The sequence below is a fragment of the Micromonospora sp. NPDC049275 genome (assembly GCF_043197115.1).
Taxonomy (GTDB): domain Bacteria; phylum Actinomycetota; class Actinomycetes; order Mycobacteriales; family Micromonosporaceae; genus Micromonospora.
In genome coordinates this window covers 204,609-226,274 of the sequence record NZ_JBICSN010000003.1, presented here as the reverse complement: position 1 = coordinate 226,274, position 21,666 = coordinate 204,609, and the positions used below count along the sequence as shown (strand labels likewise).

The 21,666-nt window shown below is 72.3% G+C and carries 22 protein-coding genes and 1 tRNA gene; 3 read left to right on the top strand and 20 right to left on the bottom strand.

The annotated features are described in order from the left end of the window. Positions 1–49: 49 nt before the first annotated feature. A tRNA-Leu gene (locus ACGFIE_RS11565) sits at positions 50–130 on the bottom strand. Between the two features lie 101 nt (positions 131–231). On the opposite strand from ACGFIE_RS11565, the gene ACGFIE_RS11560 reads away from it, so the two are divergent. Then, positions 232–2,091, top strand: coding sequence for a hypothetical protein (locus tag ACGFIE_RS11560; RefSeq protein ID WP_393293587.1), 1,860 nt, complete (start codon positions 232–234; stop codon positions 2,089–2,091). A gap of 57 nt (positions 2,092–2,148) precedes the next feature. On the opposite strand, the gene ACGFIE_RS11555 is transcribed toward ACGFIE_RS11560, so the two are convergent. From ACGFIE_RS11555 to ACGFIE_RS11495, 13 genes are all read right to left on the bottom strand, one after another. Next, the gene (locus ACGFIE_RS11555) at positions 2,149–3,480 is read right to left on the bottom strand and encodes an NAD(P)/FAD-dependent oxidoreductase (protein ID WP_363678580.1); all 1,332 of its coding nucleotides are present in this window, start codon (positions 3,478–3,480) and stop codon (positions 2,149–2,151) included. 103 nt (positions 3,481–3,583) lie between these two features. After that, positions 3,584–4,144: a hypothetical protein gene (locus ACGFIE_RS11550; RefSeq protein ID WP_393294629.1), complete on the bottom strand. Its 561-nt coding sequence runs from the start codon at positions 4,142–4,144 to the stop codon at positions 3,584–3,586. Positions 4,145–4,286: 142 nt separating this feature from the next. Beyond that, positions 4,287–5,735, bottom strand: a complete 1,449-nt coding sequence (locus ACGFIE_RS11545; RefSeq protein WP_393293585.1) for a DUF58 domain-containing protein — start codon at positions 5,733–5,735, stop codon at positions 4,287–4,289. Further along, positions 5,735–6,742: an AAA family ATPase gene (locus ACGFIE_RS11540; RefSeq protein WP_393293582.1), complete on the bottom strand. Its 1,008-nt coding sequence runs from the start codon at positions 6,740–6,742 to the stop codon at positions 5,735–5,737. The genes ACGFIE_RS11545 and ACGFIE_RS11540 overlap by 1 nt, the downstream gene beginning before the upstream one ends. Next, positions 6,742–7,329 (bottom strand): hypothetical protein, encoded by a 588-nt coding sequence (locus ACGFIE_RS11535; protein WP_393293579.1) that lies wholly within the window; start codon positions 7,327–7,329, stop codon positions 6,742–6,744. Before ACGFIE_RS11535 ends, ACGFIE_RS11540 begins: the two co-directional genes overlap by 1 nt. A 22-nt stretch (positions 7,330–7,351) precedes the next feature. Continuing rightward, a complete protein-coding gene (locus ACGFIE_RS11530) occupies positions 7,352–8,161 on the bottom strand; it encodes a DUF4129 domain-containing protein (RefSeq protein WP_393293577.1) in 810 nt (269 codons plus the stop codon). A gap of 20 nt (positions 8,162–8,181) precedes the next feature. After that, on the bottom strand, positions 8,182–8,922 hold the full coding sequence (locus ACGFIE_RS11525) for a uracil-DNA glycosylase (RefSeq protein WP_393293574.1): 741 nt from the start codon (positions 8,920–8,922) through the stop codon (positions 8,182–8,184). Beyond that, positions 8,915–9,601, bottom strand: a complete 687-nt coding sequence (locus ACGFIE_RS11520) for a dienelactone hydrolase family protein (RefSeq protein WP_393293572.1) — start codon at positions 9,599–9,601, stop codon at positions 8,915–8,917. Before ACGFIE_RS11520 ends, ACGFIE_RS11525 begins: the two co-directional genes overlap by 8 nt. Before the next feature lie 227 nt (positions 9,602–9,828). Beyond that, the gene (locus tag ACGFIE_RS11515) at positions 9,829–10,335 is read right to left on the bottom strand and encodes a hypothetical protein (RefSeq protein WP_393293569.1); all 507 of its coding nucleotides are present in this window, start codon (positions 10,333–10,335) and stop codon (positions 9,829–9,831) included. Positions 10,336–10,465: 130 nt separating this feature from the next. Then, positions 10,466–11,461, bottom strand: a complete 996-nt coding sequence (locus tag ACGFIE_RS11510) for an HAAS signaling domain-containing protein (RefSeq protein WP_393293567.1) — start codon at positions 11,459–11,461, stop codon at positions 10,466–10,468. Next, positions 11,458–11,790 (bottom strand): PadR family transcriptional regulator, encoded by a 333-nt coding sequence (locus ACGFIE_RS11505; RefSeq protein WP_393293565.1) that lies wholly within the window; start codon positions 11,788–11,790, stop codon positions 11,458–11,460. The genes ACGFIE_RS11510 and ACGFIE_RS11505 overlap by 4 nt, the downstream gene beginning before the upstream one ends. 217 nt (positions 11,791–12,007) lie before the next feature. After that, entirely contained in the window at positions 12,008–12,937 is a 930-nt protein-coding gene (locus ACGFIE_RS11500) for an exopolyphosphatase (protein WP_393294627.1), read from the bottom strand. Positions 12,938–12,958: 21 nt separating this feature from the next. Beyond that, positions 12,959–13,951, bottom strand: coding sequence for an ArsR/SmtB family transcription factor (locus ACGFIE_RS11495; protein ID WP_393293562.1), 993 nt, complete (start codon positions 13,949–13,951; stop codon positions 12,959–12,961). 97 nt (positions 13,952–14,048) lie between these two features. Here ACGFIE_RS11495 and ACGFIE_RS11490 point away from each other — a divergent pair, with 97 nt between their 5' ends. Beyond that, entirely contained in the window at positions 14,049–14,924 is an 876-nt protein-coding gene (locus ACGFIE_RS11490; RefSeq protein ID WP_393293560.1) for an alpha/beta hydrolase family esterase, read from the top strand. Between the two features lies 1 nt (position 14,925). On the opposite strand, the gene ACGFIE_RS11485 is transcribed toward ACGFIE_RS11490, so the two are convergent. The 4 genes from ACGFIE_RS11485 to eno all read right to left on the bottom strand — a co-directional run bounded on the left by ACGFIE_RS11485 (position 14,926) and on the right by eno (position 18,042). Continuing rightward, positions 14,926–15,447 (bottom strand): amino-acid N-acetyltransferase, encoded by a 522-nt coding sequence (locus ACGFIE_RS11485; protein ID WP_363678560.1) that lies wholly within the window; start codon positions 15,445–15,447, stop codon positions 14,926–14,928. After that, positions 15,444–16,001: a DUF501 domain-containing protein gene (locus ACGFIE_RS11480; protein WP_007455679.1), complete on the bottom strand. Its 558-nt coding sequence runs from the start codon at positions 15,999–16,001 to the stop codon at positions 15,444–15,446. Before ACGFIE_RS11480 ends, ACGFIE_RS11485 begins: the two co-directional genes overlap by 4 nt. A gap of 34 nt (positions 16,002–16,035) precedes the next feature. Then, entirely contained in the window at positions 16,036–16,674 is a 639-nt protein-coding gene (locus tag ACGFIE_RS11475) for a septum formation initiator family protein (RefSeq protein WP_393293556.1), read from the bottom strand. Positions 16,675–16,758: 84 nt separating this feature from the next. Then, on the bottom strand, positions 16,759–18,042 hold the full coding sequence (gene eno / locus ACGFIE_RS11470) for a phosphopyruvate hydratase (protein WP_007455677.1): 1,284 nt from the start codon (positions 18,040–18,042) through the stop codon (positions 16,759–16,761). A gap of 213 nt (positions 18,043–18,255) precedes the next feature. On the opposite strand from eno, the gene ACGFIE_RS11465 reads away from it, so the two are divergent. Next, positions 18,256–18,948: a hypothetical protein gene (locus tag ACGFIE_RS11465; RefSeq protein WP_393293553.1), complete on the top strand. Its 693-nt coding sequence runs from the start codon at positions 18,256–18,258 to the stop codon at positions 18,946–18,948. A gap of 9 nt (positions 18,949–18,957) precedes the next feature. Here ACGFIE_RS11465 and ACGFIE_RS11460 read toward each other — a convergent pair whose 3' ends face one another. Further along, complete coding sequence (locus ACGFIE_RS11460) at positions 18,958–20,577, bottom strand: DUF885 domain-containing protein (RefSeq protein WP_393293551.1); 1,620 nt, start codon at positions 20,575–20,577, stop codon at positions 18,958–18,960. Positions 20,578–20,684: 107 nt separating this feature from the next. Further along, a complete protein-coding gene (locus ACGFIE_RS11455; RefSeq protein ID WP_393293548.1) occupies positions 20,685–21,665 on the bottom strand; it encodes a nucleoside triphosphate pyrophosphohydrolase in 981 nt (326 codons plus the stop codon). Position 21,666: the final 1 nt, after the last annotated feature.

Below are 21,666 nucleotides of genomic sequence, written 5' to 3'. Positions count from 1 at the left end.
ACCCACTCCTGGTGATCACGAATGGGAACGCGGAGGCCGTGGCGGCCGGTGCCCGGGGCGGGGGTCGAACCCGCACGCCTTTCGGCAGCCGCTTTTAAGGCGGCCGTGTCTGCCTTTCCACCACCCGGGCAGGTGGCACCCGCGCGCCGACACGCAGGGTGCAGTGTCACCGTAGCCGGTCGGCGGCGACCCGGCGTACCCCGCCGGGCTGGCCACATTAGGGTCGATGCCGTGACCAGCGCAGCCCCAACGACCCCCGACGCCGCACCTGACCAGGTCTTCCGCTCCGACGATCAGGTCGACCGCCGAACCCGGGCCGTCCGGCTGCTGGCCGCCGTCCGCCGCCATCGGGCGGACCTGCTGGTCGCGGTGGTCTGGGTGGCGCTGGCCGGCTGGCTGACCCACGGGCTGTGGCCCGACCCGGATGGGCGCACGTTGGCGCTCAACCCCGAGGACCAGGCGCTCTACGAATGGTTCCTGGCCGTCGACGCGAGGGCGCTGCTCGGTGACTTCCACCTGCTCACCGACCGGCTCAACGCCCCGGACGGCGTCAACCTGATGGCTAACACCACCGTCATCGCGCTCGGCGTGGTCTGCGCGCCGATCACCCTCCTGCTCGGCGCGCCCACCACGTTCGCGCTGCTCGCCGCCGCCAACCTGGCCGGCACCGCCCTCGCCTGGTACCTGCTGTTCCACCGCACGCTGCGCGCCCGCCGCCTGGCCGCCGCGCTCGGCGGTGGACTCTGCGGCTTTGGTCCGGGGATGATCTCGCAGTCCAACAGCCACCTGCACATGACGGCGCAGTGGCTGCTGCCGGTGATCGTCTGGCTGGTGGTCCGGCTGCTCCGGGCGTCCGACCCAGGCCCAACGACACCCGACGAGACGGCCCACGCCCGGCCGGCCGGTCCGGACCGACGACGGATGATCAGCTCTGCCGTCGGACTGGCCGCAGCCGTCACCGCGCAGGTCCTCATCGGCGAGGAGGTCCTCTTCCTCTGCGCCGTCACACTGTTGGTGATGGCGATCAGCTACGCCGTCGCAGACCGGGAGCTCGCCCGGCGGGCACTGCCCGGATTCGCCGGCGGGCTGGCGATCGCCGCCGGCCTGGCGCTGCTGGTGCTCGGCTACCCGCTGTGGTTCCAGTTCGCCGGGCCGCAGGGCGTCGCCGACGGCATGTTCAGCCCGGCCTACTTCTCGGCCGACCTCAGCAGCTGGTGGGCGATCTCTCCGCTGTCGGTCGCCGGCAGCGTCGAGGCGTCCCGGCTGACCACCGGCCCCGCCGAGTACAACACGTTCCTCGGCTGGCCGCTGCTGTTGGTCACCGCGGCCTGCGCGGTCTGGGCCGGCCGGCGGCGGCTGGTGCGCGCCTGCGTGGTGGCGGCGCTGGTGATGGGTGCGCTCTCCCTCGGCCCGGAGGTGGTGTTCGGCGGCACCCGCACCGCGCTGCCCGGCCCGTACGCCCTGCTGGCCGGGTTGCCGGTGGTGGACGGCGCGCTGCCGATGCGGTTCGGTCTGGCGCTGCTCCCGATCGTGGCGACGCTTCTGGTCCTGGCCGTCGACCGGGCACTACGCGGCACCGGTCGGGCGGGGCGGCTGGTGCCGCTGGCCGTCGTCGCGGCGCTGCTGCCGCTCTTTCCGACTCCCCTGCCGACCGCCGCGCGGCCGGCCGTGCCGGAGTTCATCACCGGTGGGCACTGGCGGCAGTGCGTCCAGCCGGGCGGGGTGCTGGTGCCGGTGCCGCTGCCCACCCCCAAGGAACCGTGGCCGATGCGCTGGGCGGCCGCCGCCGACGCCGGTTTCGGCCTGCCCGAGGGGTTCTTCATCGGCCCGTACGGGCGCGGTGGCACCGCCGCCATGGGCACCTTCAAGCAGCCCACCTCCGCCCTGCTCGCCGACGTGGCCCGCCGCGGTGACCAGCCGGCCATCGGCGACGAGCAGCGCCGGCAGGCCGCCCGGGACGTCGACTTCTGGGGCGCGTCCTGCGTGGCGCTGGCCGACGACGCGCCGCACGCCGACAGCCTGCGGGCGACCCTGGAACAGTTGTACGGTCCGGCCACCCGCGTCGCCGACGCCTGGACCTGGCGGGTCTGAGCCGAGGAGCGCGAAAGGGCCCCTCCCGATCGGGAGAGGCCCTTTCGTCCAGTTTGCTCAGACGCGCGGCGCGCCAACCGGCTGGGATGCCTCGACGAACTCCTCGCGCGGATCGTGCAGCTGGCCCAGGGCGACCACCTCACGCTTGAGGAAGAACGCCAGCGACCAGTCCACCACCACGCGGACCTTGCGGTTGAACGACGGGATCCGGCTCATGTGGTACGTCCGGTGCATCACCCACGCCGGCCAACCGGTCATCTTGATGCCGTACACCTGGGCGACGCCCTTGTGTAGGCCGAGGCTCGCCACGCTGCCGGCGTGCTTGTGCTTGTAGTTGACCGGTTCGCGACCCCGGATCACCGCCGCGATGTTGTCGGCCATCCGCGCCGCCTGACGCACAGCGTGCTGCGCGCTCGGCGAGCAGAAGTTACCCGGCTCCTTGGTCAGGTCCGGTACGGCGGCGCAGTCACCGGCGCTCCACGCGCCCTCGATTACCCGGTCACCGTCGACCACCTGGAGCGTGGGAATGCAGGTCACCCGCCGACGATCGTCACGCGGGAAGTCCGTCGCGTCCAGCATCGGCGACGGCTTCACACCGGCCGTCCAGACGATCGTGTCGGACCGGAAGCTGTCCCCGTCGGAGAGCTTGACCACCCCGTCGACGCAGGACTCCAAGCGGGTGTCCAGCCGGATGTCCATGTTGCGCTTCATGAGCTGCTGCACCGTGTAGGCGCCCATGTCCCGATCGACCTCGGGCAGGACCCGGTTGGTGGCCTCCACGAGCACCCAGCGCATGTCCTCGGGCTCGAGCTCGGGGTAGTAGCGCAGCGCGTCGCGGGCCATGTCCTCCATCTCGGCGAGCGCCTCGATGCCCGCGTAACCGCCGCCGACGAACGTGAAGGTCAGCGCCGAGCGGCGAACCTCCGGGTCCGGGGTCACGGCCGCGACGTCCAGCCGGTCCAGCACGTGGTTGCGGAGGTAGATCGCCTCACCGATGGTCTTGAACCCGATGCCCTGCTCGTGCAGGCCCGGAATCGGCAGCGTCCGGGACACCGAACCCGGTGCCACGATCACGTGGTCGTACGCGATCTCCCGGGCCGGGCCGACGATCGGCTGCACGGTGGCCACCTTGCGGTCGTGCTCGACGCGCGTGACCGTTCCCGCCACCACCTTGCACCGGCGCAGCTCGCGGCGCAGCGGCACCACGGAATGCCGGGGGGAGATGTTCCCCGCCGCCGCCTCGGGGAGGAACGGCTGATAGGTCATGTGGGGCTGGGGGTCCACGACGATGACCTCAGCCTCACGGGAGCTGAGCTTCTTTGACAGGCGCAGGGCCGCGTAGAGACCAACATGCCCGGCACCCACCACAAGGATCCGCTTCGGATTCACGTCATCTATCTTTCCCCGCCCGGCTCAGGTAATCCCGCTCGCGCCCCCCATCTGTGACGGAACACAACCCCTGTGACCTGCGTAACCCTGCCGTCCCACGGGTTCACCTACGCCGCAGCAGCCAACCCAGCAACGCGACGACACCCACCGCCACCAGCAGCCCCAGCACGGTTACCCACTGATGACCGGCCTCCCCACCCAGGCCCGCCGCCTGCAACAGCAGCACCCCCAGCACGGCCGTACCCAACAGCACCGCCGCCACCCGCAGCAACCACCGGGTGACCAGCTCCGGGTCCACCACCGCGTCGTAGGGCAGCAGCGCCGCAAGCGCGCACAGGGAATGCCCCAGATAGAGCAGCGCGGCGACGGCGAGCAGCCGCCACAGCGCCACCGGCCGGCCGTACCCGTCGGTGGCGAGCAACCAGCCACCGACCATGACCAGCGCCACGAAGGTCGGCCACAGCCGCCGCGGACCCACCGCGGGCAGCAGCGCGGCCACCGCCAGGAACAACAGCGGCCGGCCGGTCAACACCTCGGCGGGAAACGCCAGCGCCAACCCGGCCAGCGCGATGACGAAGATCGCAGCCCGGACCATCAGCGGAACGGCGCTGATCCGGGCCACCGCCTCCTGAGCAGCCCGAACCCGCCCGGTGACCGCGTCGATCATCTCAGCTCACTCCTCGCGCTCACCGGGCCGCCGTTCGTTCGCGACTGCGGGGCTCGCAAACCCGGCTCACTCCTCGCGCTCACCGGGCCGCCGATCGTTCGCGACTGCGGGGCTCGCAAACCCGGCTCACTCCTCGCGCTCACCGGGAACCGACCCTTGGGGCCGTCGCCAGCCGCGCCACGTCCCGCAGCACCTGGTCCAGGCTGCCCGCGCCGGCCCAGCGCACGACGGGCACGCCGTGTTCCCGGAGCTGCCCGATCATGGTTTCCCGGTCCAGCCGCCACAGGCGGTACGCCACCTCGGCCCAGCCCCGATCCTTCGGCGGCGTCAGGTTGGCCGGCAGCGTGTCGACCGCCACCACGAACCGGCCGCCGCGGGCCAGCCGCGCCAACATCTGCGCCGACCGCTCGTCGAGCAGCGGGGTGAGGACCACCACCAACGCGTCCGAGGAGAGCTGCTGCGGGCCGAAGACCTGGTCGTACGGCTCGTGTTGAGAGGCGTCGGCACGCACGTCGAGCAGCCACTCCAGGATGGTCAGGTACTGCCGGCGACCGGCGGCCGCGCGTAGGCGGCGGGCACCCGGCCCGTACTCCAGAAGCGACACCCGGTCACCCCGGTGCAGGTAGTGCTCGGCGATCGCCGCGGTGGCCCGCACCGTGGTGTCCAACACCGAGGTGGAGCCGTCCACGCCGCCGGAGCGCCCGGCCTCGGCGAGCACGTCGAGCAGCACCACCACCTCGGCGTCCCGGTCGGAGAGGGTGGCCGCCACGTGCAACTGCCGGGCGCGCAGCGACACCCGCCAGTCGACTCGGCGGAGCCGGTCACCGGGGGCGAAGATCCGCACACCGGCCAGTTCGCCGCCCTCACCGGGCCGGCGGGAGTGGTGCGCGCCGACCAGGCCGGCGGCGCGGGGCATCGCCTCCACCGCCTCGAACGGTTCGGTACGCGGATAGACCCGCACCCCGACCGCATCGGTGAGCACCGCTCGGGAGACGAGCAGGCCACCCGCCGCGGCGACCCGCGCGCCGGCCGGACCGACCGGGTGTCGACCCCAGCGCAGAGCCCGGCCGGCCAACTCCAGGTCCACCGCCGCGGCGGCGGGCACCGAGGTGACGAACGGCCGGTCGGCGACCGAACGGCCGGTGCCGGCGGGCGTGCCAGCAGCGGGCGAGGCGTCGGCGGTCGGGGCGTCGGGGGCCGCGGCGTCGTCGGCACCGGCGAAGCCGGCACGGCTGATCCGCAACCACGGCGAGACCCGGGACCGCACCACCACCAGGTCGTAGTCGACCGTGTCCGGATTGCCGACACTCACCGCCGCCGACACGTCGCCACCCTCGACCAGCGGCGCGTCGTCCCCGGCGGTGATCCAGACCTGCGGCAACGTCGTGGGCCGGCGGCGCAGCGCGTACGCGGTGCCCAGCGCGAAAGGGGCCGCCAGCACGACGAGGTCGACCCGCCCCAGCAGGACCCCCGCCACCAGCAGCAGGCCGGCGAGCAGTACCGCGCGGCCGAGCGCCGGGGTGGGCGCCCAGCCGGCTGTCGACTCCAGCTCGGTGGATCGCGGCTCGGGCACGCTCGGGCCGGTCATCAGCGCCGGAGCCCGCCGGCGGCGTAGCTGGGCAGCGCGCCACTGGCCGGGGCGGGCGTCGCCTCCAACACCTCACCCACGACGAAGGCCGGGTCGACGCGGCGCAGCCACATCTCCGGGCGCAGGGTGATCCGGTGGGCCAGGGCGGGTGCCGCCACCTCCTTGACGTCCTCCGGCACCACGTAGTCCCGGCCACCGAACACCGCGCGCACCCGAGCCAGCAGCAGCAGCGCCAACGAGCCACGCGGCGAGGCGCCGACCAGCACCGACGGGTGTTCCCGGGTGGCGGCGGTGAGGGACACGATGTACCGGCCGATGGAATCCTCCACCACCACGTCCTCCAGGGCGGCCTGCATCGCCCGCAGGGTGGCGGCGTCGACTACCGGTTTGATGTCGGCCTCCTCGCGGCGGCGGCCCATCCGGCGGCGCAGCACCTCCCACTCCTCCTCGTGCTCCGGATAGCCGAAGGAGACCCGCAGCAGGAACCGGTCCAGCTGCGCCTCGGGCAGCGGGTAGGTGCCCTCGTACTCGATGGGGTTGGCGGTGGCCAGCACGTGGAACGGCTCGTCCAGCTTGTACGTCACGCCCTCCACCGAGACCTGCTTCTCCTGCATGGCCTCCAACAGCGCGGACTGGGTCTTCGGCGGCGTCCGGTTGATCTCGTCGGCGAGGAGCAGGTTGGTGAAGACCGGACCGGCACGGAAGGCGAAGTCGCCGTTGCGCTGGTCGTAGAGGAAGGAGCCGGTGACGTCGGCGGGGAGCAGGTCCGGGGTGAACTGGAGTCGACGGAAGTCCAACCCGAGCGCCTGGGCGAAGGAGCGCGCGGTGAGCGTCTTGCCCAGACCGGGCAGGTCCTCCAGGAGCACGTGCCCGCCGGCCAGGATCCCGGCGAGGACCAGCTCCAATGCGTCCCGCTTGCCGACCACGACGGTGCCGACCGCGTCCAGGACGGCCCGGGCCAGGCGACCGACCTCGGCGGCGGACATGCTCCGGTCCACGTCGTTCATCAGATCTTCTCCAGTTCGGCGACGATCACCGCGAGATCGCGCGGCGACGGAGGGCGGCGGGGCGGGCTTTCCAGGAACGTCCACAGCCGGTCACCCAGCAGGGCACGGGCGCGGACCGGGTCGGATTCGCGGGTCACGCCGTGCTTCAGGCGCAGCCGCTCGTCGGCCAGTTCCGCGAGCCGGGGCAGGATGACCCCGGTGAAACGTTCGGGTCGCGTCGTGGACCAGTCCAGCGGGAGTTCCCACCCGTTGATGGCGGCGCGCAGCGCGTCCCGCGCACCCCAGTTCCAGGTGCCCTCGTCGTACTGGGTGGTGGAGGAGCGCCGGGTCGCTGGCGGCGGTGGCGCCGCGAGGGCGGCCGCGATCCGGCGCACCGCGGACACCGCGAACACCCCGGCGATCAGGATCATCAGCGAGATCTGCAGACCGACCGCCCGGAGCCCGACAACCAGTACGGCGACCATGGCGGCGTTGCCGGCCAGGGCCCGGAAGACGCGCCCGGCACGGCCACCCCGGTCACGGTCGTCGCGCTTCGGCCGCTCCTCCTCGAAGGTGAGCAGGTCGTCGATGCTGGCGCTGCCGCTCACCGTTGCACCGTCCCCGGCCCGTTCATGACGGCACCTCGGGGGCGCCCGCCGTCACGATTGTGAGTTCACCGCGCAGCCGCCGCAGCGCGGCGCGGGCCTGGTCACGGGTGCCCTCGTCGACGTCCCGTGTGGCGTACCGGGCCTCGCGGTAGACGTGCGCGAACTCGGCGAGCACGTCGGCGCTGACGATCGCCGGGACCCCTGTCGACGGATCGCCCCGCAGCAGCCGGGTGACCAGGTCGGTCGGGGTGTCGCCGGGTTGCCGCGCCACGCCGGCCACGGCGGCGGCCTCCTCGAGGCGTACCCAGCAGGCGATCACCGCGACGCGGGGGTCGGTGGCCTGGTCGTCCAGCTCCACCAGGCCGGCGTCGAGGGCGGCGACCACCTCGAGGGCGGTGCCCTCGGCCGTACGGCGGGCACTCCGTGCCGGCAGCGCCCGGGTGGTGCGGCGCAACGCACCGCGGATCAGGAGCCAGCCGAGGTAACCCAGCACCGCGAGGATGGCCAGCCCGAGCAGAACCATCGCCACGGTGGCGATCCACTGCGGGATGTGCGCCTGGGTGGCCTCGCCGGCGTCCCTCGGCTCGACCGGGATCGACGGCGGTGGCGTCGGAATGTCCGTCGGATATTCGGGCACCCACGGCACGTTGTCCGCGGCCGGCGGGATCTGACTGGCGCCGATCGACGAGTGCGCCGAGGCCAGTGCGGCGGCCGCGAGCAGCGCCACCACCGTACCCACCGGCCACCAGCGGCGCAGCAGGCCGAGCACCGGACGGACCACACCCGGTCCGGCGACCGGGGACGGCGTGGGTGGGCGTGTTCCGTTCGTCATCGCCACCACCCCACGCGTTCTCAGTCCACTTCGGCCAGCTGCTTGGCCCGGCCGAAGACATCGTCCAACATCCCCGGTGTCAGCCGCCCGGTGAAGGTGTTCTGTTGGCTGACGTGGTAGCAACCGAGCAACTCCGGCACGGCCGCGCCGGACCAGTGTGCCCCATGGCCGAACGCCGGTCGCGGGCTGGGCGGGCGCTGCCCGTACACCTGGCGCAGCACCGGCCACCACGCGGCCCAGGCGAACGCGCCCAGCGCCACCACGACGCGCAGGGTGGGCCGGATCAGCGTGACCTCCCGGTGCAGCCAGGGCGCGCAGGTGTCCCGCTCCTCCGGGGTGGGCTTGTTGTCCGGCGGCGCGCAGCGGACGGCGGAGAAGATGCGGGTGTCGCGCAGGGTGAGGCCGTCGTCGGCGGCGACGCTTGTCGGCTGGTTCGCCAGCCCGGCCCGGTGCAGGGCCGCGAAGAGCACGTCGCCCGAGCGGTCGCCGGTGAAGATCCGGCCGGTGCGGTTGCCGCCGTGCGCGGCGGGCGCCAGCCCGAGGATGGCGATCCGCGCGTCGGCGGGGCCGAACCCCGGCACCGGTCGACCCCAGTACTCCTGGTCGCGGAAGGCGGCCCGCCGGGTGCGGGCCACCTCCTCCCGCCACCGCACGAGCCGGGGGCAGGCGAAACAGTCGCTGACCGCGGCGTCGAGGTCGGCCAGGTCGGTCGCCCGCGCGGCGCGGGCGACTACCTGGTCGGGGGTACGCGGCTCAGCCAAGTTTGGCCCGGAAGAGCTCGAGGGTACGGGCCCAGGCACTGGCGGCGGATCGCTGGTCGAACGCCTCCGGCCGGTCGTCGTTGAAGAACGCGTGCGAGCTGCCCGGGTAGTCGTAGAGCTGGCAGGTGCCGCCGGCCTCCTCGATGGCCCGGCGCGCGGTCTGCACACCCTCGTCGGTCGAGGTGCCGTCCTCTTCGGAGCAGTGGATGACCGCCGCCTTGCCGGCGTAGTCGACCCAGTCGGGGCGCATCGACTCCCACGGCAGCACGGGATAGAAGCCGACGCTTGCGACGATCCGCTCGGAGAGGGTCGCCGACCAGAGGGCCAGACTGCCGCCCGCGCAGAACCCGACGGCGCCGACCTTGCCGGTGACCTCCGGCCGGCCGGCGAGGTAGTCGGCGGCGCCGGCGATGTCCTTCGCCGCCTCGTCCATTCGCATTCCCAGCAGCAGACGCTGCGCCTCGTCCGGCTCGCTTGTGGTCTCACCGTGGTAGAAGTCCGGGGCCAGGGCGACGAAGCCGGCCTCGGCGAACCGGTCCGCGACCGACCGGATGTGCGGGACGAGACCCCACCACTCCTGGATCACGATGACGGCGGGGCTGGCCGTGCCGCTGGCGGGTATCGCGAGATACCCCTCGCTCGTCCCCCCGTTGCTGCGGTAGCTCACCATGTCGCCCATCGGCCGTCCTCCTAGCGGTCAGTCATCGTTGGCTGGTCGCCCAGTGGTCCTACGTGCCGGTAGCCTGCCATGCCGCGCCCCCCGCCCGGAAGACGCCGGAACAGTGGCATTCACCTCCCGTTCGCCGGACGGTGACTCCGGGTATGCCGACGGCGGCGGGAAACTCTCCCCCGCCGCCGTCGTCGGTGTCGCAGCCCGGTCAGGCCTTCTCGCTCAGGCCTTCTCGCTCAGGCCTTCTTGGTCAGGCAGAGCACGTAGCCCTTCTTGCCCGACTCGATGCTGTAGAAGACGTACCCCTCCTGGTCTTCCTTGAAGAACTCGTTGCACGTGGTGTCGGCCTTGGCCTGGGTTTCGGTCTGCCCGTCGATCCGACCGACCACGCTGTACGCGGCGTCGGTGGAGGTGCACTCGACGACCTTGGCGCCGTCGACCTTCTCCTCCTTGTCGCCCTTGATCTCGGGCAGCTCGGCGATGCAGTCGCCGGCCTTGGCGTCGGCCGTCTCATCCTTGTTCAGGAAGTTGCCGACCGCCGAGGCGAGACCGAACTTCAGGCCGGCGATGACGAGGAACACGACGATCGCGCCGATGATGCCGAGCGCCTTCTTCCCACCGGACTTCTTCGCCTCCGGCTCGGCCGGGGGCGGCGTCTCGACGGCCGGCTGGGCGGGCGTCTCGCCGGCCGGCGACTGCGGCGCGGCGTCTGACGCGGAGGGCGGTGCGACCTGCTCTGACACGGGGGTTCCTTCCGAGGGGTGGATGAGCAGACGACACCGTAACGATCATTGATTTCCGGTGTCGTCCCGCTCGCCTCGTCCGTTCAGCTATTTCCCAGCATCGTCTGCATGATCTGGTTCACATCGCCCGTCAGCTCGTCGCGGTCGGGGTCGGGGTCGGGTCGCCACTGGGCGTGCCGCTCGGGCTCGCCGTGGGTTGACCGGTGACTGTCGGAGTTGGTGTGGTGGTCGGCTCCGGTGTGGTGGCCGGCGCCCGAGGCGGGACGGGCATGCCCGGGCCCCGGGGCCCGAAGGGGGCCTGCTCCGGACAGAGAGGGTACGCCCGCAGCAGCTTGTCCTGGCTGTTGAGCGCTTGTTCGCAAGTCGGGTAGCCCAGTCGGATCGGGTTGCCGTTCTCGTCGAAGAGGTGGGCGTTCTCCACCAGCCGGCCCTCGCTGTCGTAGACGAAGACGTCCATGATCCGGTCGTACGGGTTGTCGACCGAGGTCGGTTGGTAGCCGTAGTCGCCGTAGCGCATCCGGTCCTCGGCCTGCACCAGGGCGGAGAGCGCGAACACCACGAGCACCGCGCTGCCGACCTGCACCGCCGAGCGCGGCCAACGGGTCAGCTGGGCGGAACGGCGACCGAGCCAGATCGAGGCGAGCACGAAGCCGACCAGCATGATCAGGCCGGCGAGCAGCTCACCACCGAGCCGGGGCAGCAGGCCGAAGTCGCCGCCGGTGGTGATCACCGTGACCAGCATCGCCGCGAGGTAGCCGCGCAGCACCCACCAGGCAGGGCGCAGCAGCTTGAGGAAGTCGCTGGCCGTCTCGTACCCCAGGGGTGGGCCGAGCCGGACGTCGACGGCCCGCAGCCGCCTGCGGGCCCGGATCACCGCGGTGGCGACGCGCTGGTCGAGGTTGCGTCCACTGCCCACACCGGCGCCGGCCGCGACGCGCAGCTCGGCGGCGTACGTCTCGGGCTCGCCCAGCCGCTCGACGAGGGTGCCCTCGCCCTCGGCCGCGACCTCGGTGAGATGGTCGGCGAGATCCTCGGTCAGCTCGTTGCGCCGGTCGGGCGGCAGGTCGGCCAGAGCCGCCCGGACCCGCGCCACGTAGTCGGTGATCTCCTGCTCCGTGACGGTCATGCCGCCAGCCCCCGATCGTCGAGCAGAGTGTCCATGGTCGTGGCGAACGAGCGCCAGAGCTTGCCGGAGCGGGTCAACTGGTCACGCCCGGCGGCGTTGAGCGAGTAGTACTTGCGGTGCGGGCCGGTCTCGCTCGGCACGACGTAGGTGGTGAGCAGGCCGGCGGCGAAGAGACGGCGCAGCGTGCCGTAGACCGAGGCGTCGCCGATCTCCTCCAGGCCGGCCTCGCGGAGCCGGCGCAGGATGTCGTAGCCGTAACCGTCCTCCTCCCGGAGCACGGCGAGGACGGCCATGTCGAGCACGCCCTTCAGCAACTGTGTGGTGTCCACGCAATGCACACTAGTATGCAATGCGAAGTACCGTCAACGATTCGCCCCCGACGCGCCGAGCGGGGGCCGGGCGGGCCTGGGCGGGGCCGCGCGGGGTTTGGCGGGGTTGGGCGGGGTTGGGCGGCTTGATCCACACGAGTTCCTGGAAATCGGGGCATCCCAATGCCAGGGACACCCCGATTTCACTGAAACCGAGTCGATCAAGGCCGCGGGTGGCCTACTGGAGGCTCCAGGCGATGCCGTCGAGGATGTCGTGCTCCGAGGCGACCACCGAGGGCATTCCGGCGCGCTCCATGATCACGCGGAGCACCAGCGCGCCCGCTCCGATCACGTCGGCCCGGCCCGGGTGCATCACCGGAACCGCCAACCGCTGCGCGCGGGTCTGACCCAGCAGGTCCGCCGTCACCCGCGCCACCGCCTCGTACGACACCCGGGCGTGGTGGATGCGCTCCGGGTCGTACTCCCGCAGGCCCTGGGCGATGGCGACCACAGTGGTGACCGAACCGGCGAGGCCGACCAGGGTGGCGGCCTCGCGGCCGGGCACCGACGCGAGCGCCCGGTCCACGACGGCGGCGATGTCGGCCTCGGCGGCCGCGATCTGCTCGGCCGTCGGCGGGTCGCCCGGCAGGTGCCGCTCGGTCATCCGGACGCACCCGATGTCCACGGAGATCGCCGACCGCACGCCGGCGGCCCGGTCACCGACCACGAATTCGGTGGAGCCACCGCCGATGTCGACGACCAGGAACGGCTCCGACGCGTCGGCGGGCAGCCCGCGCACCGCGCCGGTGAACGACAACCGAGCCTCCTCGTCGCCGCTGACCACCTCGGGCGCCACGCCCAGGGTGCGCTGCACCATCTCGGTGAAGTCGGCAGCGTTCGCGGCGTCCCGGGAGGCCGAGGTGGCGCACATCCGCACCCGCTGGGCACCCAGCTTCTCGATGTCGGCGGCGTACGACGCCAACGCCACACGCGTCCGCTCGATCGCCTCCGGCGCCAGCCGGCCCGTCCGGTCGACGCCCTGCCCGAGCCGGACGATCTCCATCCGTCGGGTCACGTCGGTAAGCGGGGCCTGCGGCCCGGCCGCCTCCTCAGGCAGGTCGGCGACCAGCAGTCGGATCGAGTTGGTCCCGCAGTCGATGGCCGCCACACGCGTCGTCACCCCGCAACCCTACGACAGCCCTCCGGGCGGCCCGGCGCCCAACAGACCCGCGCCGAGCGGCGTCACGTGGTGTCGGACGGTCCCGCCCTCCCGCTCGCTGACGACCAGACCGGCCGCCCGCAGCGCGGTGGCGTGCTCCGAGGCCGACGACAGGCTGACCCCGACCGCCCGGGACAGTGCCGTGGTGGTCAGCCCGCCCTCGCCGGCGAGACGCCGCAGCACCGCCGCGCGGGTGGCGCCGAGCAGTCGGCCGAGGGGATCGCCCTCCGGGGTGTCGGCGCGGATCGGCATCGGCGCCGGATAGACGAGCAGGATCGGCCGCCCCGGCTGGACCAGCACCCGGGGGCGGAGCCCGGCGAACGGAGAGGGCAGCAGGATCACGCCGTGACCGGTTCCGGCCACGTCCCCGCTCCACCAGGTCCGTACCTCCAGCACCGGCTCATGCCACCGGATCGCCGGATGCAGACCCGCGAAGAGCCCGGCGAGGCCGTGTTGCGCGAGTCGTTGACTGGCGAGGGTCACCTGCTGGCGGTGTGTCGACACCAGATCGGGCCAGAGCGGCGCGAGCACGGTGTCGAACCAGCTGGCCACGGCACCGCCGAACAGGTCCAGCACCTCCGGGTCGGCCGCCGCGAACCGTCGTCGCAGCGGGGTGGCGCTCACGCCGGCGTACGACGCCGTGGCCTCGGCGCGCACCCGGCAGGCCGGGGTGGCACGGATGGCCTCCAGACCTGCCGCCAGCGATTCCAGACCGTCGAGGGGAGTGACGAAATCCGGCAGGCGCCCCCGCTCCGGCAGCAGGTGTCGAAGGATCGCGGTGGCTGCCTGGGCCGCGCCCGTGGCCTCGACCGCCGTCGCCCGCTCGGCCAGCGCGGGGGCCAGCACGGCGACCGTCGGATCGCGCAGCCACTGGCCGGCCAGCAGCGCGGTGCCGACCGGGTGCAGTCGATCGCCGAACCGCACCCGGCAGAGGTCCGCCGGGCCGAGCTGGAGGCGAAGCATGAGAAACAGCCTGCCTCCCTTCGGTCAGGACCGAAAGGGTTGATCCGCGCACCGATCACGTCCAGTGTGGACGCGGGGTCGACGGGGGGTGGCCGACGTGCGGCGAACGGTGGCGGTGTTGACGGGGCTCTGCCTCATTGTCGTGGCCGCAGGTTGTGAGCGGGGGCAACCCTCGTCGACCCCGTCCGCGTCGAGCGAACGCCCGGCTCCGGGCGACCACCAGCTCACGCTGAAGCACAACGGGCTCGACCGCGGCTACCTGCTGCACGCCCCACCCGCGTACGACCCGAGCCGTGCGCCCGCCCTGGTCATCGCGCTGCACTTCTATCCCGGATCCGGCTACCTCGTGCGGGATCTGGCGGGCCTGGAGGCTCGGGGCGACAGGGACAACGTCCTGGTCGCCTACCCGGACGGGCTGGACGGTGGGTACAACGCGCTGTCCTGCTGCGGCAACGCGGACGACGTCGGCTTCCTCAACGCCCTCACCGACCACCTGGTCCAGACCTGGCGGGCGGACCCCAACCGGGTCTTTCTCACGGGCATCTCCAACGGCGGCGACATGAGCTTCCGGGCGGCGGTGGAGGCCACCGGCAGGTACGCCGCGATCGGGGTGGTCAGCGGCGGCTACAGCGGTGCGCTGACCACTGATGAGAGCTACGTGCCGAAGTCACCCGTCTCCGTGATCACCTTCATCGGCGCTCAGGACGAGTACGCCCCGAAGTTCCAGGCGGGCATCAAGACCTGGCAGCAACGGCTCCGGTGCACGCCGGCGTCGAAGGCGTCCGGGGTGCCGAGGGTGACGCGGACCGAGGCCCGGTGCGCGGACGGCAGCGAGGTAAGCGTCTACACCATCGCCGACATGGGCCACAGCTGGCCGGGGGCGACCTCCGGTCAGCTCGCCGCGCCGGCCGCGGGTGTCACCGCCACCGACCTGATCTGGGACTTCTTCGCCAGCCACCCCCGCCGCACCTGAGCTACAGGCGCAGCAGCATCCGGGTGTTGCCCAGCGTGTTCGGCTTGACCCGCTCCAGGTCCAGGAATTCCGCGACACCCTCGTCGTACGAGCGCAGCAACTGCTCGTAGACCGGCTGCGGCACCGGAGCGCCGTCGATCTCCCGGAAGCCGAACGAGCCGAAGAACCGGGTCTCGAAGGTGAGCACGAAGATCCGCGCCACGCCCAGCTCCCGGGCCGCGTCGATCAGCTCACCCACCAGCCGGTGCCCGATCCGCTGGCCGCGGCAGGACGGGTCGACGGCCACCGTACGGATCTCGGCCAGGTCCTCCCACATCACGTGCAACGCCCCGCAGCCCACCACGACGCCGTCATCGGGCCGGACCGCCACCCGGAACTCCTGCACGTCCTCGTAGAGGGTGACGGTGGCTTTGCTCAGCAGCCGCCGGTCGTCGGTGTACGTGTCGACCAACCGGCGGATGCCCCGCACGTCCCCGGTGCGGGCCCGCCGCACCAGGATCCGACCCTCGGCCTGCGTGGTCATTCCGTGGGGGGCACGTCGACGCATGGGCCGCTGGCCCACCAGGGCTCGACAAGCGCCAACGTCTCGTCACCGAACGGGTTCACGCCGGGGCCGGCACCCAGGGCGTGGCCGAGGTGCACGTGCAGGCACTTCACCCGGCCGGGCATCCCACCGGCGGAGATGCCCGCGATCTCCGGCACCTCGCCGATCGCCTCGCGGCGGGCCAGGTAGTCCTCGTGTGCGGCCCGGTAGTGGGCGGCCAGCTCCGGATCAGTCGACAGCCGGTCGGCCATCTCCCGCATCAGCCCGGCCGACTCCAGCCGGCTGCACGCCGCGGTGGCCCGGGGGCAGGTCAGGTAGTACAGCGTCGGGAACGGGGTGCCGTCGGCGAGGCGGGGCGTCGTCTCCACCACGTCGGGCAGGCCGCACGGGCAGCGGTGGGCCACCGCCCGGGTGCCCCGGGGCGTCCGGCCGAGCTGAGCCGCCACCGCGGCCAGGTCGGCCTCCGTGGCCGGCTCCCGCTGCGGCAGGGGTACGGAATCCGCCGCCGACTCCGGCGGTGGTGCGACAGTCACGGTGCTCGTCTCTCCTGGTGTGCTGATCGGTGGGTCACTTGCCCGGCTGCTGGGTGTCCGCCGCCCGCACGCTCGACCAGAGCGTGTCGTACCAGGTCGTCGGCCCCGCCGGGGCGCCCGAGCCGGGTGACTTCCCGGCGTCGCGGGCGGCGCCCACCGGGTCGTTCAGCACCACCATCATCTTCTCGCCCGGCCGGCCCATGAAGAACCGTTCCCGAGCCTGCGTCATCTTGTACTCGGGGTCCTGCCACTTGGCCGCTTCCGCGGTCAGCTTGGCGATCTCCTCCTCCTGCGCCGCCTGGGCGGCCTCCATCCGCTCGATGTCGGCCTGCTGATCCAGGTAGACCCGCACCGGATAGGTGTATGCGAGGGCGAGGGCGATCAACACCGCGAACAACACGGTGGCCCGGCCGGTGAAGCGACGGGGATGGGGTGCGGCGAGCCGCTTGACGGAACCGCCGGCGGCCGTACGCCGGGCAGCGGCCGGACGGTTCGCGGAGCGTACGCCCTCGGCGCCCCGGACCGCGCCGGGCGCCCGACCGGCGGCGCCGCGCGGTTCGGCGCGTACGCCGGCGTCCCGGAGCGACCCACGGGTGGCCCGGCCAGCACCCGGTCGCCCGGTCTGACCCGGCCGACGGGCGGGACGTTGACCACCCGGTGTGCGGCGCTGCATCGTCACACCCCTCCCCCGAGGCTACGTGTGTTGCCGAGTTCGCCGGGAAGCCCCAGGACCGCTGCGGGGCTTCCCGACAATCTCTCAGGCCGAACGGTAACGCGGGAACGCACCCGCGCCCGCGTAGCGCGCCGCGTCGGCCAGCTCCTCCTCGATCCGGAGCAGCTGGTTGTACTTGGCGACCCGGTCCGAGCGGGCCGGCGCGCCGGTCTTGATCTGGCCGCAGCCGGTGGCCACCGCCAGGTCGGCGATGGTGGTGTCCTCGGTCTCGCCGGAGCGGTGGCTCATCATGCACTTGAAGCCGGCCCGGTGGGCCAGGTCCACCGCGTCCAGGGTCTCGGTGAGCGAACCGATCTGGTTGACCTTGACCAGGACGGCGTTGGCCGCCTTCTCCGCGATGCCGCGGGCGATGCGCTGCGGGTTGGTCACGAACAGGTCGTCGCCGACGATCTGCACCCGGTCGCCGATCGACGCGGTGAGCGTCTGCCAGCCGGTCCAGTCGTCCTCCGCCAGCGGGTCCTCGATCGACACGATCGGGTAGTCACCGGCCAGCTTGGTGTAGTAGTTGCTCATCTCCTCGGCGGACTTCGCGGCGCCCTCGAACGTGTAGGTGCCGTTGTCGAAGAACTCCGTGGCCGCCACGTCGAGGGCGAACACGATGTCGGTGCCGAGCCGGTAACCGGCCTTCTCGACCGCCTCGGAGATCAGGTCCAGGGCAGCCGCGTTGGTCGGCAGGTTCGGCGCGAAGCCACCCTCGTCGCCGAGCCCCGTCGACAGGCCCTTCTTCTTCAGCACCGACTTCAACGCGTGGTAGACCTCCGCGCCGGAGCGCAGCGCCTCACGGAAGGTGGGCGCACCGATCGGCGCGACCATGAACTCCTGGATGTCGACGTTGGAGTCGGCGTGCGCCCCACCGTTGAGGATGTTCATCATCGGCACCGGCAGCAGGTGCGCGTTCGGGCCGCCCAGGTAGCGGAAGAGGCTCAGCTCGGCACTGCCGGCGGCCGCCTTCGCCACCGCCAGGGAGACCCCGAGGATGGCGTTCGCGCCCAGCTCCGACTTGCTGTCGGTGCCGTCGATGTCGAGCATCTTCTGATCGATGAGCCGCTGCTCGCTGGCCTCGTACCCGATGATCTGGTCGACGATCTTGTCTTCGACGTTGGAGACCGCCTTCTCCACGCCCTTGCCCTGGTAGCGGTCGGCGTCACCGTCGCGCAGCTCGATCGCTTCGAACGCGCCGGTGGAGGCGCCGGAGGGCACTGCGGCGCGGGCCACCGTGCCGTCGTCCAGGCCGACCTCGACCTCGACCGTCGGGTTGCCCCGCGAGTCGAGAATCTCCCGGGCGACGATTCCCTCGATGGTTGCCACTGAGTCGCTCCTCGTTGTTGTGATCCGGTCCGTGGGTGGGCCGCGACGGTGCGGCTGAGGCAGGTGTTGAACGCAGCGTATCGGGCGGCGGGATCGGGCACGGCGTCGCCCGCGCACCCGAGTCGGCCCGCACTGACGGACATTCCCGGATTTCCGGGCGTCAACCGGCAACGGGTTTGCGCTGCGCCGACTTGATCCACCAGGCTGGTCGTCATGCCCGCCGCCTCGACCACCCTCCGCATGCTCGCCGTGTCGGTCATCGCGTCGCTCACGGTCACCGGCTGTCAGACATTCGAGGACGCCGGCAGCGCCATGGGCCGCTCGGATCTCGTCAACGACCTCGCCGCCCGCCTCGATCGGGCGCTGGAGTTGACCTACTCGGCCGACTACCAGCTGCCCGGCGGCCAGACCGCCGCGATCGTGCAGGCGCAGGATCCGGCCCGCTCCGCCTACACCTATCCGGGTGGGCGGCTCACCGTCACACCGGACGCCGTCACCCGCTGCACGGCGACCGGCGGAAGGATGGCGTGCACGCTCGTCGCGCCGCCCAGCCCGGGAAGCAAGCCCACAGTGGCGCTCTTCACCGAGGCGAACCGGCAGGGTCTCGTCACCCCGCCGGTGGTGGTCGGGCTGCTGACCGCCGCCGCACTCGACCCGCAGGCGGTGATCAAGCAGAGCGACACCACAGTCGCCGGGCATCACGCGGCCTGCGTCGAGGTGCAGCGCTCGGACGGCGACTTCAGCGCCTGCGTGACCACCGAAGGCGTGCTCGGCAGCTTCCTCGGCTCGGTCGACGGCAAACCGAGGGAGCTGGCGTTGAGCGACTACTCCGAGACGGTGGAGGAGACAGCGTTCGACCCGCCCGCCGGCGCCGGCGTGGTGGACCGCCGGCCGGGCGGCCAGTAGCCGGCGTCCTCACACGTCCAGCAACGTGCGCAGGTGGCGCGGAGGCGGGCAGTCGTGGGCCAGCATCGCGTCGTGCCAGTCGCGCACCGACACCCCCTCCGGGCGGGCGGCGGCGATCTCGGCCACCTCGCTGTACCCGACGAAGTACGTGGAGAGCTGCGTCGAGGTGAGCAGGGACCGACGCCACTTGCCGGCAGCCTCGCCCTCCTCCTGGAAACCGCGCCCGGTCATCAGCGCCATGGCCTCGGCCTCGGGCAGCTCCTCGGCGTGCACCAACTGGTCGAGCAGCGCGTTGATGGTCATGCGGAGCTGCATCTTGAGCTGCTGCAACCGCACCGGCAGGCCACCGAAACCGAGCCCGGCCATCAGCTCCTCGGCGTACACCGCCCAGCCCTCCACGAACGGGCCGGACCGGGCCAGCGCCCGCACCCGCGTGCCGCCGACGTACCGCCGGGCGTGGGCGAGCTGGAGGAAGTGGCCGGGCATCGCCTCGTGCACGGTCAGGTTGCGGACCATGTGATCGTTGTACTCGCGGTAGAAGGAGTCCACGCGCTGCGCCGACCAGTCCGCCGGGGTGGGCGCGATGCAGTAGAAGGTCGGCACCGGCGCCGTCTCCAGCGGGCCGGGCGAGTCGCAGTACGCCACCGCGACACCCCGCGCGAACTCCGGCATCTCCTGGATCACGCACCTGTCGTCGACAAGGGTGACCAGGTCGTGGAGGCGGACGAAGTCGGTCGCCTCGTCCAGGGTCACCCCGGCCAGCTCGACGATCGTCGAGTCGTCCGGGTGCTCGGCGGCGAGCACGTCCAGCGCCCGACGTACCGCAGCGTCGTCTGCCGGTCCGCCGACCAGCTCGACGGCCGCCGCGCGGATCTCCGCGGTGATCCGGTCCAGGTTGGCCCAGGCGCGGCGCTGGATCTCGGCGGCCCCCAGCTCGGTGTCGAGGGTGTGCCAGAGCCGCGCCTCCCAGCGGCGGCGCCCCAGCCGTGGGTCACGGCCGGGACCCGCGTCGGCGGCCAGGCCGGTACGCAGCCAGGCGACGAACTCGTCCAGCGCGGCGATCGCGGCGGTGGCCGCCGGCTCGACCTCGGCGAGCCGGCCCGGCGCCTGGGCGATCAGCCCCGGCAGCTCGTCGCGGATCAGCGCGGCAGTGCCGGTGAACTGCCCGACAGCCGTCTCGGCGTGGATCCGCGGCATGTCCCGCAGCGTCGCGCGGGCGGTGGCGAGAGCATCCGGTACGTCGGCGAGCCGGCCGGCCAGTTGCGTCAACCGCACCTCGGCCGGGGCGTACGGGCGGGCCAGCAGCGGGTGCAGCAGCGGGCCGGGGTTGTGGTGCAACGGGTCCCACTCGTGCGACCGGATCTCGGTCAGCTCGAACAGCTCCCGGTCCACGAAGGAGGTGAGCAGCGCGTGGTCCACCTGCTCGTCGACGTCCAGCGCGTCGGGGTCCAGCTCGGACAGCGCGTTCGCCGCGTCGGCGAGCATCACCCGGTCGGCGGCCAGCGCGTCGACGGAGAGATCCGGAAGCCGAGAGTCGAATCGATGATCCCCGGCAGCGGTGGCGACCCCCGGCCGCGACTCCAGCAGTGCCTCGACAACCCGCTCCGCAAGTACCCCGAACTCCTCCACCAACCCACCCTACCGACACCCCCACCCCCAACCCCACTTCGGTCGATCATGAAGTTGTTGCCGCCCGCTTCGGCGTGTCGCGGCAATAACTTCATGATCAACGCGGGTCAGCCGCGGGGTTGGGATTCCGTTTCGCGGATCTTTTCGGCTTGGGTCAGGGTTGTTTTGCGGAGGGCTGCTTCTGGGTTCAGGTTGGCGTTGCGGGCCTTGGCGACCATGGTCAGGAGGGTGGCGCCCAGTTTCGCCTCGTCGTCGGGCTCATCGTCCGGGTTCGGCAGTGGGGTGGTCAGGCCGTTGCGGGCGGCCCGGTCCAGGATCTGCGTGGCCAGGGCCAGCGCTGGCTGGCTGAACGCCACACCGTCCAGGACGGAGTCACGCGCCTTCTCCACGCGCTTGATCCGCTCCCAGTTCGCGGTGATCTCCTCCAGGGTGCCCGCCTCGGCACCGGCGAAGACGTGCGGATTGCGCCGGATCATCTTGTCGACCAGGCCACCCGCCACATCGTCGATGGTCCACCGCTCGCCCTCGGGCAGCTCCTCCGCGAGTCGCGCGTGCAGCACCACCTGCAACAGGACGTCGCCCAACTCCTCACGCAGCGAGTCGGTGTCGTCGGAGACCATCGCGTCGTACGCCTCGTAGCTCTCCTCCAGCAGATAACCCGCGAGGCTGCGGTGCGTCTGCGCCCGCTTCCACGGGTCGCCCCCCGGAGAGGCCAGCCGGTCCAGCACGGCCACCGCGTCCAGCAGCCGGGCCCCCGGCGGGTCCCACGAGCCGTACATCAGCTCCAGCTCGGCAAGCCCCGGCTCCCGGGCCAGCCGCAGGCCCAGCTCCCGGGCCAGCGACTCGTCACCGGCCGGGCCGGCCAACCACACCGCCGCGCCGTGTGCCGCCACCGTGTCGAGCAGCGGCTGCGTCGCCGGGCCGTCCACGACCGTCACCTCGGCGCCCGCCTGACGCACGGCAGTGGTCAACTCGCTCTCCGCGCCGGCCAGGACCGGATGCTGGCGTACGACGTCCCAGGCGGCCGAGGTCAGCAGGCCGGCCGGCATCCGGGGCGAGGTGACCAGCAGGACGATCCGTGCCGTCATG